Source organism: Xanthomonas sp. CFBP 8443 (genome assembly GCF_025666195.1).
Classification (GTDB): Bacteria; Pseudomonadota; Gammaproteobacteria; order Xanthomonadales; family Xanthomonadaceae; genus Xanthomonas_A.
The window spans coordinates 4544876-4557528 of record NZ_CP102592.1 but is presented as its reverse complement, the minus strand read 5'-3'; the positions used below and the strand labels follow the sequence as shown (position 1 = coordinate 4557528).

Genomic DNA, 12653 nt, shown 5'->3' with positions numbered 1-12653 from the left:
GGCTAGTGCGGATGTTTGGCCGTGGCGTAGGGATTGGGTTCGGCCGGATCCGGGCGCAGCGTGTAGCGCTTGTAGGTCCACTGGTATTGCGCCGGGTCGCGGCGCGCCACCCGCTCCACGCCCTCGTTCAGCGCGGTCGCGGCGCGCAGCGGGTCCGGGTCGGCGATCGCCTCCGGCGCCGGCTGCACCTGCAGCGCGAATTCCAGGTCGTTGCCGACCCGTTCGCACCAGGCGAACAGCACGATCGCGCCGGTGCGCTCGGCCAGCCGGTTGACCAGGGTCATGGTCAGCGCCGGCACGCCGAAGAACGGCGCGAACACGCCGTCGCCGGCCTTGGGCTGCTGGTCCGGCAGGATGCCGACCGCGCCGCCGTCCTTGAGCACCTTGAACAGCTGCCGCACCGCCGGGCCTTCGGCGCGCACCTGGCGCACGTTGTCGCCGCTGCGCACCTTCTGCAGGAAGGCGTCGCCGACGTCGGAGGCCGGCGCGCGGTAGACGATGGCGATGTCCCCGCGCGAGGCCAGCCACTGGTTGAGCAGTTCCCAGTTGCCGAAGTGCGGCGCGGCCACGATCACCCCGCGCCCGGAGGCCAGCGCCGCGTCGTACAGCTCCTGGCCGTAGCGCTGGCGCAGCCGTGCCAGGTTCTGCGCCGGCGGCCGGGTCCACAGCACCAGCGTCTCGAACGCCTGCCGCGCGGTGGAGCGCAGCACGTCGTGGTGCAGCGCGATGCGCTCGCTGGGCAGCAGGTCCGGATAGGCCAGCTCCAGGTTGCGGCGGGTGACCCGGCTCTCGCGCGCGTCCTGGCGCAGCCACAGCCAGGCCAGACCGTCGGCCAGGCGGCGCAGCCACGGCCAGGGCAGGCGCGCCACGGCGGCGGCGCAGCGGTACAGCAGGGTCGCGAGCGTTGCAGGTTTCATCGCCCCAGTTTATCCGCTGCGCCGGTCGCGCCAGGCCCGCGCGATCACGGGACCTAATCGTGGTCACGGATCGCGACCGCTTCCGCCAGCCGCCGCGGCTCGGCCATCATGCGGCGGGATGACAGCAGTCCGCCGAACCCGGATGCTTCCGAGTCCCGAGTCCCGAGTCCCGAGTCCCGCTCATGCTCTCCCTGATCCAACGCGTCACCCAGGCCTCGGTCAGCGTCGATGGCCACCTCATCGGCCAGATCGGTCCCGGCCTGCTGGCGCTGGTCGCGGTGGAGCCGGGCGACGACGAGGCCAAGTTGCAGCGCATGGCCGAGCGCCTGCTCGGCTACCGCGTGTTCGCCGACGCCAGCGGGCGCATGAACCGCTCGCTGCGCGACACCGGCGGCGGTTTGCTGCTGGTCAGCCAGTTCACCCTGGCCGCGGACACCGGCTCGGGGATGCGCCCCAGCTTCACTACCGCCGCGCCGCCGGCCGAGGCTGAACGCGGCTTCAACCGATTGCTGGAAATTTGTCGGGAACGGCATCCGCCGGGGGTGGAAAGCGGGCGCTTCGGTGCCCATATGATCGTCAGCCTGGTCAACGACGGCCCGGTCACCTTCCTGCTCCGGCCTTAATCCGGGGCGCTCCTGGCGGAGCGATTCGCTCCTCGTCCGGCAAGCGGCGGTCCGGGCTGTTATAATGCTAGGTTCACTCATTCATCTACCTGCCGGTGGCGCGAGCACTCATGGCCAACGAACGTCCTGCCCAGCAATCCGACATCAAGCTACTGATCAGCAAGGGCCTGGAACAGGGCTATCTGACCTACGCCGAAGTCAATGACCATCTGCCCGACGACCTGGTCGATCCGGAGCAGATCGAAGACATCATCAGCATGATCAACGGCATGGGCATCGACGTCCATGAAGTCGCCCCCGACGCCGAGACCCTGCTGCTCAACGACGGCAACACCGGCAACCGTGAAGTCGACGACACCGCGGCCGAAGAAGCCGCCGCGGCGCTGACCGCGCTCGACACCGAAGGTGGTCGCACCACCGACCCGGTGCGCATGTACATGCGCGAGATGGGCACGGTCGAGTTGCTGACCCGCGAAGGCGAAATCGCCATCGCCAAGCGCATCGAGGAAGGCCTCAGCCAGGTCCAGGCCGCGCTGGGCGCGTTCCCGCTGGCGGTGGAGACCCTGCTCGAGGACTACGAGCAGCACAAGGAAGGCAAGAAGCGCCTGGCCGAGATCGTGGTCGGCTTCAACGACCTGATCGAGGAAGAGCCGGCGCCGCCGGCGGTGGTCGCCAGCGACGACGATGCCGCCGATGCCGATGCCGACGACGACGACGAGGAAGTCGAAGCCGCCGAGGAAGAGGCCGGCCCGACCGGTCCGGATCCGGCCGAGGTCGCGCGGCGCATGGAAGTGCTGGCCACCGAGTACGCCAAGTTCAAGAAGGCGCACGCCAAGAACGGCGCCGAGCACAAGCTGGTCACCAAGCTGCGCACCGACATCGCCGAGGTGTTCGTCACCTTGAAGCTGCCGCTGCCGCTGACCGACGTGCTGGTGCGCAAGCTGCGCGACACCATGGCCCAGGTCAAGGACCACGAGCGTCGCGTGCTGCACCTGGCCACGCACGTGGCGCGGATGCCGCGCAAGGATTTCATCCGCTCCTGGGAAGGCAACCAGACCAACGTGGCCTGGGTCGACGACGCACTGAAGCGCAAGCAGAAGTGGTCTTCGGCGCTGCGCGACGTCAAGGACCAGATCGTCGCCGAGCAGGAAGCCACCGTGGCGGTGGAGCAGGCGACCTACCTGAGCCTGACCGAGCTGAAGGAAATCAGCCGGGCGATGGCCTATGGCGAAGCCAAGGCGCGCAAGGCCAAGAAGGAAATGGTCGAGGCCAACCTGCGCCTGGTGATCTCGATCGCCAAGAAGTACACCAACCGCGGCCTGCAGTTCCTCGACCTGATCCAGGAAGGCAACATCGGCCTGATGAAGGCCGTGGACAAGTTCGAATACCGCCGCGGCTACAAGTTCTCCACGTATGCGACCTGGTGGATCCGTCAGGCCATCACCCGTTCGATCGCCGATCAGGCGCGCACCATCCGTATCCCGGTGCACATGATCGAGACGATCAACAAGTTGAACCGCATTTCCCGGCAGATGCTCCAGCAGTACGGCCGCGAGGCCACGCCGGAGGAGCTGGCCAAGGAAATGGACATGCCGGAGGACAAGATCCGCAAGGTGATGAAGATCGCCAAGGAGCCGATCTCGATGGAAACCCCGATCGGCGACGACGAGGATTCGCATCTGGGCGACTTCATCGAGGACACCAACGTGGAGTCCCCGATCGAGAACACTACCAACATCAACCTGTCCGAAACCGTGCGCGACGTGTTGGCCGGCCTCACCCCGCGGGAAGCCAAGGTGCTGCGCATGCGCTTCGGCATCGACATGAACACCGACCACACCCTCGAGGAAGTCGGCAAGCAGTTCGACGTCACCCGCGAGCGGATCCGGCAGATAGAGGCCAAGGCGCTGCGCAAGCTGCGTCACCCCAGCCGCTCCGAGCAACTGCGCAGCTTCCTCGATATCGACTGATCGAGCGCGGTTCGCGGCAACGAAAAAGCCCCGCATGTGCGGGGCTTTTTTGTGGGCGAAGGTGCCGAATCAAGCGGTGCGCAGCATCCCTGTAGGAGCGGCTTCAGCCGCGACCGGATCTCACCGGTAACGCCCGGTCGCGGCTGAAGCCGCTCCTACAGGCAGCAGCAGAGAGGCGCCGGATCGACGGCGCCTCGCGTGGTCCGCCTACGCGAACGCCCGGCTGCCGCGCATCACCGCCAGCACATCGTGGCAGGCGCCCATCGTGTGGTAATCGGTCTTGCCGGCCGGGCTCTTCTCGTCGCTGTAGCTGCGGTTGTCGCGGCTGAGGATGCGGAACCAGGCGCCGTAGCGGTGGTCGACCAGGTGTTCCCACGAATACGCCCACAGCTTGTCGTAGGCGGCGCGGTAGCCCGCGTCGCCGCTCGCGGCCAGCAGCCGCGCGGCGGCTGCGATCGCTTCGGCCTGCACCCAGAAGTACTTGTCGTCGTCGCAGAAGTAGGTCGGGCCCTGCGCCACGTCGGACACGCCGACCACCGGCTCGGCTTCGGCGCCGGAGGCGAAGCCGTAGACGATGCCGCCATGCTGCGCGTCCCAGCCGTGCGCCAATGCGGTGTCGAACAGGTGCCGGGCGGTCGGCAGCAGCCACTCCGGCGCAGCGCCATCGGCCGCCTGCAGATGCCCGTGCAACAGCACCAGCAGCTTCGACCATTCCACCTGGTGACCGGGCTGGAAACCCCATGGCCGGAACAGGTCCTTGGGGTTGTCGCGGTTGTAGTCCCAGTCCACCTGCCAGTTGGCGTCGTAGTGCTCCCACACCAGGCCGCCGGCCAGCGCCGCTTGGCGGCGGGTGATGTGGTCGGCGAGCAACAGTGCGCGCTGCAGGTAGCGCGCCTGGCCGCTGGCTTCGTAGGCGGCGATCAGCGCCTCGCACAGGTGCATGTTGGCGTTCTGCCCGCGGTAGCCGGAGAACTGCCAGTCGGGCGTGGCCTCGTCGCGGTACAGGCCGGCGGCCGCGTCCCAGTAGCGGGTTTCCAGCAACTGCCAGGTCTCGTCCATCCACGCCTCGGTATCCAGGCCGGCCTTCTTGGCGGTGGCATAGGCCAGCAGCACGAAGGCGGCGCCGTAGGCGTGCTGGGTGCGGTCCTCGGCCACGCCGTCGCGCAGGGTCCACACGTAGCCGCCGCTGGCGGCGTCGCGGTGCACCTCGCGCAGGTAGTGCAGGCCGTGGCGCGCGGCGTCCAGGTACTCGGCGGCCAGCGCCGAATCGGCGAACTCGTTGGCCGCCATCGCGTAGTTGAAGACGAAGCGGGTACTGCTGACCAGGTGGCGATGGCCGGCGTCGTACACGCTGCCGTCGTCGCGGAAGTAGTGGAAGAAGCCGCCGGCCGGATCGATCGCGCGCGGGTGGTAGAAGGCCATGGTGTCGGCGATATGCGCGCGCAGCACGGCGGCGTCGGCGAAGTCGGGCAGGGGCGTGGCGGGCAGATTCATGCGGTCGCTGGGAGTCATGTGGGTGGGGGAAGGGGAGAACAGCTACGCGCAGGCGCGGCGGCAACGCGCCGCCGCACCGTTTCGCGCGTCAATGCATCGCGCGCGCCACCGGCGTGGCGCCCGGCGCCTCGGCTGGCAGGTTGGCCGACAGCCGCGAGCCGCGCAGGCCGTACCAGAGGATGTAGGCGTAGCACAGCAGCGGGATCACGAAGGCGTGCTGGATGCCGACCACGTCGGCCAGCGCGCCCTGCGCCAGCGGCACCAGCGCGCCGCCGACGATGCCCATGATCAGCAGGCTCGAGGCCTTGCTGGTCAGCGGGCCGAGGCGTTCGATGGCCACGGTGAAGATGGTCGGGAACATGATCGAGTTGAACAGGCCGATCGCGATCACGCTCCACATCGCCACGTGGCCGGTGCTGATCATGGTCACGATCAGTAGCAGCGAAGCGACGCCGGCGAACGCGGCCAGCAGTCTGCGCGCCGGGATCACCTGCAGCAGCGCGGCGCCGGCGAAGCGGCCGACCATCGCGCCGCCCCAGTAGAACGCCAGGTAACGGCTGGCGGTGGCCTCGCTGAGGCCGCCGGTGGTCGGGCCGGAGATGTAGTTGATCAGGAAGCTGCCGATCGACACTTCCGCGCCGACGTACATGAAGATCGCCACCACGCCCCACAGCAGGTGCGACTGGCGCAATGCGTCGCCGAAGCTGTGATGCGACTCGACGCTGCCGGCATCGTCCTCGCGCAGCGACGGGATCCGCATCACCAGCACGAACACCGCCAGCAGCAACAGGCCGCCGGCCAGCAGCAGGTACGGCACCTGCACCGATTGTGCCTGCGCGCCGCGGTAGGCGGCCTGCTCGAGCGCGCTCATCGCCGCGATCTTGTCGGCCGACAGCACCGCGCCGGCCAGGATCAGCGGGCCGATCAGCAGCGGGAAGATGGTGGTGCCCAGCGAGTTCAGCGCCTGCGCGAAGTTGAGCCGGCTCGGCGCCTTGTCCGGATTGCCGATCAGGCTGATGTACGGATTGGCCGCCACCTGCAGCAGGGTGATGCCGCTGGCCAGCACGAACAGCGCGGTCAGGAACAGCGGATACGACGGCAGCCGCGCGGCCGGGTAGAACATCGCCGCGCCGATCGCCGCGACCACCAGGCCGATGACGATGCTGCTCTTGTAGCCCACCCGCGCCACCACCGCACCGGCCGGCAGCGACATCAGGAAGTACGCGCCGAAGAAGGTGAACTGGATCAGCATCGACTGCGCGTAGTTCATCTGGAACACGGCTTTCAGATGCGGGATCAGCACATCGTTGAGGCTGGTCAGGCCGCCCCAGGTGAAGAAGATCATGCTGACCACCGCGATGGCGGCAGTGTTGGACAGCGGACGACGGCTCATGCAGCGACTCCGGGAACGGGCGATAGGGCGACACGGCTGCTGGCACGCAGGCACAACCGGGACGGGGCGATGGTAAGCGCAGGCAGCGCCTGTTGCTGGCGCAGTGCATCCAGCACCAGTCGTGCGGCCTGCATGCCGCATTCGCGCGGGGCGACGGCGACGGTGGACAGCGGCGGGGTGGCGACGGCGGCTTCGGCGATGTCGTCGAAGCCCATCAGCGCGTAGTCGCGACCGGCGTGGCGGCCGCGTTCGGCCAGGCCGCTGGCCAGGCCCAGCGCGACCACGTCGTTGTAGCAGACCAGCGCGGTCGGCAGCGGATCGCGTGCGCACAGCGCGCCGGCCTGGCGCGCGGCTTCCAGCCGGGTCGGCGCGCATTCGATCAGCCAGTCCGGATCGGCGGCGACGCCGGCGGCGGCGAGCGCGTCGCGGTAGCCGGCGCGGCGTTCGGCGCAGGAACTGGACTGGCGGTGGCCGCCGAAGAACGCGATCGCGCGGTGGCCCAGCGCCAGCAGGTGCTCGGTGGCCAGGCGTGCGCCGCGGCGGTTGTCCAGCGCCAGCAGCGGCCAGTCGCCGTCCAGCGCGCGGTTGAACAGCAGCACCGGCAGCCGCGTGCCCAGCAGCTGGCGCAGCCGCGCCGCGTCGGTGTTCTCGGTCGGCGACAGGATCAGCGCCGCCGGCTGGTGCTCGATCAGCGAGGCCAGTACGGTGTGCTGGCGCTCCGGCGATTCGCCGGTACTGCCCATCAGCATCACGTAGCCGGCCTCGGCCAGCGCCGCGTCCACGCCGCCGGCGAACTCGGCGAAGAACGGATTGGCCAGGTCGTTGACCACCAGCGCCACCGCGTTGGAGGCGCGCCCGCGCAGGCTGGCCGCGCCGCGGTGGTAGACGTAGCCTTGCCGCGCGATCTCCGCCGCCACCCGCGCGCGCGTGTCCGCGTGCACCAGCGGGCTGTTGCGCAGCACCAGCGACACGGTCGCCCGCGACACGCCGCAGGCGGCGGCGATGTCGGACACGGTGACGCGTTTGTCGGCGGGGGACGACGGCACGGCGATTAGACCGGTTCAAAAGGCCGCCCATCCTGCGCCGTCGTGACCCACCGCGCATTTTGCAGTGCAGCAAAAGGCGCGGCGGCTTTTGTGGTATCCGTTTTGGACCGATTCGATCCGGGGAGGACTCCATGCGTAGCACCTTGACCAAGCGCGCCGTCGCCGCGCTGCTGCTGGCCGCGCTGTGGCCGGCGGCGAACGCCGCCACCCGGCAGGCCGCCACCGACCCGGGCGAGCGCGCGGTCGCCGCGGTGGACCCGTTCATCGGCACCGGCGGGGAAGGCCATACCTACCCCGGTGCCACGGTGCCGTTCGGCATGGTCCAGCTGAGTCCGGACACCCGCATCCAGCCGCGCAAGGAGGCCTACGGCTGGGCCGCCGGCTACCGCTACGACGACCGCAGCCTGGTCGGCTTCTCCCACACCCACTTCTCCGGCACCGGCCATTCCGACCTGGGCGACGTGCTGCTGATGCCGATCAGCGGCGCGGTGCGGCTGGAGCGCGGCGACCCGGACAAGCCCGGCAGCGGCTACAGCTCGCGCTTCCGCCACGACGACGAGCGCGCCGAACCCGGCTACTACGCGGTGACCCTGGACGACTACAAGGTGCGCGCCGAACTCACCGCCAGCGCTCGCGCCGGCGTGCACCGCTACACCTTCCCCAAGGGCCAGCCGGCGCACGTGCTGCTGGACTTGCGCACCAGCATGTACGACTACCCCGGCAAGATCAGCTGGTCGCGGCTGCGCCTGCGCGCCGACGGCACCGTCACCGGCTTCCGCGAAACCCGCGGCTGGGCGCCGGGCCGGCAGCTGTACTTCGCCATGCGCTTCTCGCAACCGCTGCGCGGCCACGCCTTCCACAACACCGAGCAGGACGTTGCGTACAGGGGTTTCCCGCCGCCGGGCGACAACGACCCGGCGCAGCGCGCGCAGATCGAAGGCCGCCAACTGGTGGGCAGCTTCGATTTCGGCGACGCCGGCCGCGAACCGCTGCTGGTGAAGGTGTCGATCTCGCCGGTCAGCGAGGACAGCGCCGTCGCCAACCTCGAAGCCGAGGTGCCGGGCTGGGATTTCGACGGCGTGCGCCGCGCCGCACGCGCGCAGTGGGCGCAGGCCCTGGGCGCGGTGGAAGTGGATGCGCCGCCGCAACAGCGCACCCAGTTCTACACCGCGCTGTACCACAGCCTGCTCGGTCCCACCCTGTTCATGGACAGCGACGGCCGCTACCGCGGGCCGGACAACGCCGTGCACCAAGCGCAGGGCTATACCAACTACTCCACGTTCTCGCTGTGGGACACCTACCGCGCGCTGCACCCGCTGCTGACCCTGGTGCAGCCGCCGCAGCGCACCAACGACATCGTCAACTCGTTGCTCGCGCATCGCCAGCACAGCCCGTACGGGGTGCTGCCGGTGTGGTCGTTCCAGGGCCTGGAGACCTGGTGCATGATCGGCTACCACGCCGTGCCGGTGATCGCCGACGCCTACATGAAGGGCATCCGCGGCTACGACACCGACGCCGCGCTCGAGGCGATGGTCGCCAGCGCCGACTACGGCCCCTACGACGGCATCGCCCAATACCGCGAACTGGGCTACGTACCGATCGACGAGGAAGGCGAGGCCGCGTCCAAGACCCTGGAATACGCGTTCGACGACTGGACCATCGCGCGCATGGCGCAGGCGATGGGCCGCACCGAGATCGCCGGCACTTTCGAAAAGCGCGCCGGCAACTGGCGCCATGCCTTCGACGCCAAGACCGGCTTCATGCGCGCGCGCAAGCGCGACGGCAGTTTCCGCGAGCCGTTCGAACCCAGCGCCAGCGGCTACGGCAGCGACTACACCGAAGGCAATGCCTGGCAATACTCCTGGTACGTGCCGCAGGACGTGGCGGGCCTGGCCCGCGCGCACGGTGGCGAAGACAAGCTGCTGGCGCGGCTGGACCAGGTGTTCGAGGCCAAGGTCGATCCCAAGGTGTTCGAACACATGGAAGACATCACCGGCTTGATCGGCTGGTATGCGCATGGCAACGAGCCCAGCCACCACGTCGCATATCTGTATGCGTACGCCGGGCAGCCCTGGCGCACCCAGGCGCGGCTGCAGCAGATCATGCGCAGCCAGTACGCGGCGCGTCCCGATGGCCTGGCCGGCAACGACGACCTGGGGCAGATGTCGGCGTGGTACGTGTTCACCGCGCTGGGCTTCTATCCGGTGGCGCCGGCCAGCAACCAGTACATCATCGGCCGCCCGTTCCTGCCGCACGCCACCTTGGTCCTGCCCAACGGCAAGCGTTTCAGCGTGGTGGCCGAGGGCCTGGACGACGCGCATCCCTACATCGGCAGCGTCACCCTCAACGGCCGTCCGCTGGACCGCGCCTTCCTGCGCCACGAGGAGATCATGGCCGGCGGTGAACTGCGCTTCACTCTGCAGGCCGAGCCGAACACCGCCTGGGCTGCGGGCGAGGGCGCGCAGCGCGCGTTTTCGATGAGCGAAGGCGGGGAGGGCGCGCAGCGGGGGCAGTAGCGCCCCGGCGAGTGCCCCGTGCCGAGGCCGCCCGCCCCGTGCGTGTGGCCGCAGCGTGCCTATGGCGCAACGGTTAAAACAGAGGGCTCGTAGTCCTCAGGTGCGAATCCCGCCAGAGCCACCACAAGCCAGGCGCTTTGGCGTCCGCCCAGTGCCTTTTGTGCCATCGGAGAAGTGCCGGAAACTCGGCGCGCGCGAAGTGATTTCACGACTGGCACGCCGCGCGATTGCCGCGCCCGTCCTAGGCGGCAGCCGATGCCCGGCTGCGTCCTGCTGTCGTCACGGCTCTCATGCACGGCCGGCACTGTCGGCAACGGCCGCTGAGACCGTCACGCACTGCGTTGGGCATCGAAGTGCTGCCGGCATTGGCGGAAATCTTCGGCGCGTTCCACCACCCACGTCCACATGGGAATCATCAAAACCAGCAGGTTCTTGCCCAATGGGGTGATGCTGTACTCGACGCGAGGAGGCACCTCATTGAAATCGTGCCTGCCGATCAGGCCATCCCGTTCGAGTTGCCGGAGGGTGCGCGTGAGCATGCGCTGCGTGATCCCGGTCATCCTGCGCGCGAGATCCGCATGCCGCAGCGTTCCGTAAACGCCAAGCGCGTGGATGATGCCCAGGGACCAGCGATTGCCTGCGTGCGCCAGAACCTCGCGGCGTAGCCCATCGTCGTCGGCGCTCATCCCGTCGCATATCAGTTGGGAATGCTGCAGGAGTTCATCGGAACTCATGAATGGAGCGGTCGGTATCACGGGTGTGCCTTCTTCTGTGTGGTCTGTGCGGCAGGCAGAATCGCCGCCATCGTACACACACATGGTGATTCAATGGCTTCTCGCGCCAGCAACACGTCTTCCCAGTCGATCCTGGTCTTGGGAGCAGGAGAGCTTGGGATGCCCGTCATCCGCAACCTGTCACGGCTCGCGAAGGAACATGACGCGGCGCGCATCAGCGTCATGCTGCGTCCCGCGTCCATCGCATCGAAACTGCCCGAAAAGCGGCGCGTGGTGGAGGAGATCCGTTCGCTGGGAGTGGATATCGTCGCCGGTGATCTTGTCATGGCGAGCGCGGACGAGTTGGCCGATGCCTTCTCCGGATTCGAGACGGTCATTGGATGCACCGGCTACGCTGCCGGTCGCGATACGCCGATGAAGGTCGCGCGCGCCGCCGTGAAGTCCGGCGCCCCCAGGTACTTCCCATGGCAGTTCGGTGTCGATTTCGATGCCATCGGACGCGGTGGCCCTCAGGATCTATTCGACGCGCAACTGGACGTACGCGACTATCTGCGCGCACAGACCGCGATGGAATGGGTCATCGTTTCCACCGGAATGTTCACCAGCTATCTGTTCGAGCCGGCATTCGGCGTGGTCGATCTCCCTGGGCGGAAGGTCAACGCGTTGGGCTCGGCGACCAATGCCGTTACGCTGACCACGCCGGAGGACATCGGCGCAATGACCGCGCGCATCGTCTTCCACTCGCCCATGATGCGTAACGAGATCGTGTACCTCGCGGGCGATACGATCGGCTATGGCGAACTTCCGGGAATTCTCGAGAAGACGTTCGGCGCACCGTTCGAGCTCGCGGTATGGAGCGTTCCTCAGCTCATGCAGGAACTGGCGGAAGATCCGGCGAACATGATCAAGAAGTACCGCGCGGCCTTTGCGCAGGGGAAGGGCGTCTCGTGGGACATGGAGCGCACCTTCAACTTCAAGATCGGCGCCGAGCTGGAAAATGTCGAGGGCTGGTTGAAAGCCAACGTCCAGATTCCCTGACTGGTACCGGCGTCGTCTGTCCCGCCTGCGGATGCGGACGATGCCCCACTGGAAAGCGTATGCGCCGACGCCGGCAGGCGCACGCCGGGCACGGACGCTACTTCGCCTTCAGCGCGACGTCCTTCGCCGCGCGATCGATGATGTCGGCCACCACCTTCGGCTGGGTCATGAACACGGCGTGGCTGGCGGCGACGCGGATGATGGTCGCGTCGATGCGTTCCGCCATGTGCACCAGCATGGCCTGGTCGAACGCCTTGTCCTCGGTGGCGATCACCGCCCAGCTGGGCTTGCTGCGCCATGCGGCGTGCGCGAGCGGGGTCTGGAAGGCCGTCATGTTGATCGGCACCTGCGCGGCGCGGAGGAAGGCCGCATCGGCATCGGTCGTGTCGTGGGCGAAGCCGGCCTTGAACGTCTTCGGGCTGATGAAGCCGTAGCCGTCGCGACCGGTCTCGATGACGAACTCGGGCGTGGGCGCGAAACCGGCGTACTGCTGCGCCGTGGTTTCGCCCGCGTCCGGCGCCAGGGCCGAGACGTAGACCAGGCCGGCCACGTTGGCATGGACGCCGGCCTCGGTGATCACCGTGCCGCCCCAGGAGTGGCCGACGAGGATGGCGGGACCGTCCTGGCGGTCGAGCACGCGACGCGTGGCCTGGACGTCGTCGGCCAGCGAGGTCAGCGGGTTCTGCACGATGGAGACGCGGTAGCCGCGCGCGGTCAGGTCGTCGTGCACCGCGCGCCAGCCGGCACCGTCGGCGAACGCGCCGTGTACCAGGACGACGTTGTGCACGCCTCCGCGCAGCGGCGCGGTCGCGTGATCGGCAGCGTGGGCCGAGGCAAGGCTGGCGACGGCGAGGGCGGCGGCCAGCATGGAACGGACGACCTTGAACATGGGCGTTTCCTCTCGAGTGGGTGTGGGCCGTCC

General features: G+C 68.4%; 10 protein-coding genes. 4 read left to right on the top strand and 6 right to left on the bottom strand.

Annotated elements, in window-relative coordinates:
* Positions 1-2 precede the first annotated feature (2 nt).
* On the bottom strand, positions 3-917 hold the full coding sequence (locus tag NUG20_RS18945) for a lauroyl acyltransferase (protein ID WP_263395943.1): 915 nt from the start codon (positions 915-917) through the stop codon (positions 3-5).
* Between the two features lie 182 nt (positions 918-1099).
* Here NUG20_RS18945 and dtd point away from each other — a divergent pair, with 182 nt between their 5' ends.
* Together dtd and rpoD are read left to right on the top strand one after the other, a co-directional pair.
* Complete coding sequence (gene dtd / locus NUG20_RS18940; RefSeq protein ID WP_263395942.1) at positions 1100-1540, top strand: D-aminoacyl-tRNA deacylase; 441 nt, start codon at positions 1100-1102, stop codon at positions 1538-1540.
* 110 nt (positions 1541-1650) lie between these two features.
* The gene (gene rpoD, locus NUG20_RS18935) at positions 1651-3510 is read left to right on the top strand and encodes an RNA polymerase sigma factor RpoD (protein WP_185815134.1); all 1860 of its coding nucleotides are present in this window, start codon (positions 1651-1653) and stop codon (positions 3508-3510) included.
* A 207-nt stretch (positions 3511-3717) separates the two neighbouring features.
* On the opposite strand, the gene NUG20_RS18930 is transcribed toward rpoD, so the two are convergent.
* From NUG20_RS18930 to NUG20_RS18920, 3 genes are all read right to left on the bottom strand, one after another.
* The gene (locus NUG20_RS18930; RefSeq protein WP_263395941.1) at positions 3718-5004 is read right to left on the bottom strand and encodes an AGE family epimerase/isomerase; all 1287 of its coding nucleotides are present in this window, start codon (positions 5002-5004) and stop codon (positions 3718-3720) included.
* An 88-nt stretch (positions 5005-5092) separates the two neighbouring features.
* Positions 5093-6397, bottom strand: a complete 1305-nt coding sequence (locus NUG20_RS18925; RefSeq protein WP_263395940.1) for a sugar MFS transporter — start codon at positions 6395-6397, stop codon at positions 5093-5095.
* Positions 6394-7443, bottom strand: a complete 1050-nt coding sequence (locus tag NUG20_RS18920) for a LacI family DNA-binding transcriptional regulator (RefSeq protein ID WP_263395939.1) — start codon at positions 7441-7443, stop codon at positions 6394-6396. Before NUG20_RS18920 ends, NUG20_RS18925 begins: the two co-directional genes overlap by 4 nt.
* 131 nt (positions 7444-7574) lie before the next feature.
* On the opposite strand from NUG20_RS18920, the gene NUG20_RS18915 reads away from it, so the two are divergent.
* Positions 7575-9959, top strand: coding sequence for a GH92 family glycosyl hydrolase (locus NUG20_RS18915; protein WP_263395938.1), 2385 nt, complete (start codon positions 7575-7577; stop codon positions 9957-9959).
* A gap of 329 nt (positions 9960-10288) precedes the next feature.
* On the opposite strand, the gene NUG20_RS18910 is transcribed toward NUG20_RS18915, so the two are convergent.
* Positions 10289-10645 carry a winged helix-turn-helix transcriptional regulator gene (locus NUG20_RS18910; protein ID WP_263395937.1) on the bottom strand — a complete coding sequence of 119 codons (357 nt, stop codon included), beginning with the start codon at positions 10643-10645 and terminating at the stop codon, positions 10289-10291.
* Between the two features lie 207 nt (positions 10646-10852).
* On the opposite strand from NUG20_RS18910, the gene NUG20_RS18905 reads away from it, so the two are divergent.
* Complete coding sequence (locus NUG20_RS18905; RefSeq protein ID WP_263395936.1) at positions 10853-11731, top strand: aromatic alcohol reductase; 879 nt, start codon at positions 10853-10855, stop codon at positions 11729-11731.
* Positions 11732-11828: 97 nt separating this feature from the next.
* Here the strand turns inward: NUG20_RS18905 and NUG20_RS18900 are convergent, their stop codons facing one another.
* The gene (locus NUG20_RS18900) at positions 11829-12620 is read right to left on the bottom strand and encodes an alpha/beta fold hydrolase (RefSeq protein ID WP_263395935.1); all 792 of its coding nucleotides are present in this window, start codon (positions 12618-12620) and stop codon (positions 11829-11831) included.
* Between the last annotated feature and the right edge of the window lie 33 nt (positions 12621-12653).